The sequence below is a fragment of the Staphylococcus americanisciuri genome (genome assembly GCF_024814435.1).
GTDB classification, from domain to species: domain Bacteria; phylum Bacillota; class Bacilli; order Staphylococcales; family Staphylococcaceae; genus Staphylococcus; species Staphylococcus americanisciuri.
The window spans coordinates 1-897 of record NZ_JANUXY010000022.1 but is presented as its reverse complement, the minus strand read 5'-3'; the positions used below and the strand labels follow the sequence as shown (position 1 = coordinate 897).

At 37.3% G+C, this 897-nt stretch carries 1 protein-coding gene; it reads right to left on the bottom strand.

Annotated features, from left to right (window positions below; translation table 11 throughout):
* On the bottom strand, positions 1-897 hold an 897-nt coding region (locus NXS11_RS10855; protein WP_259201279.1), incomplete at both ends, for a reverse transcriptase domain-containing protein.

Here is an 897-nt window from a genome sequence, read left to right as displayed (position 1 = left end):
CTCTGCAAGTTCGACTAAAGGTATTAGTCCCCACTTGTAGAGTTGTTTTGTTGTTAAAGCACGATGAACTTCTTGCGTTTTTGAGAGTCGCCAATATTTCTTTCGTGAATACGCAATTCTCTTCGCACTGTCTCCATCAAGACCATATTTTTGTAACATCTTACGTTTAGTTTTTGGTTTCTTCCATCTCTTGAGTATCAGTTGCCTAATGCGACGGTTTAACCATGATTGTAACTTCGTTATGAAACCTTTAATAAACCCTCTGCCAAAGTAGTTTATCCAACCTCTAGTTACTTGATTAATTTCTGTTATAATCTCTTTAAAGGTACCTGGTCTATTTCGTTTCGTTAAACGTCTTAAGGTGCGTTTTAAATTTCTTTTTGCTTCCATAGTCGGTCTGAAACGATAAGTGCCATCTACTTTGGTCATTAGACAACTCAAGAACTTTAAACGTGTGACAGCACCTACTTTACTCTTTTCCTTATTTACAATAAGTTTTAGGTCTTTTTCGATGAACTTTGTCACACTTTCCATGACACGTTGACCCGCTCGTTTTGAACGAACAAAGATGACAAAGTCATCTGCATAACGAACAAAACGATGTCCACGTTTCTCCAATTCTTTATCCAATTCATGGAGATAGATATTACAAAGCAATGGGGAAATAACACCACCTTGCGGTGCTCCTATTTCTCTACTTCGATAACTACCGTTGAGGTCAATCGCCCCAACTTGTAAACTTCTACGGATAAATTTAGAGATAGCTTTATCTTGAACATGTCGTTCAAATAGATACATGAGCTTGTCATGGTTCAACATATCGAAACACTGTTTTAAATCACAATCAACTGCGACTGAATAACCATCTTCATAGTACGTTGCACATTCTTTGAGTGC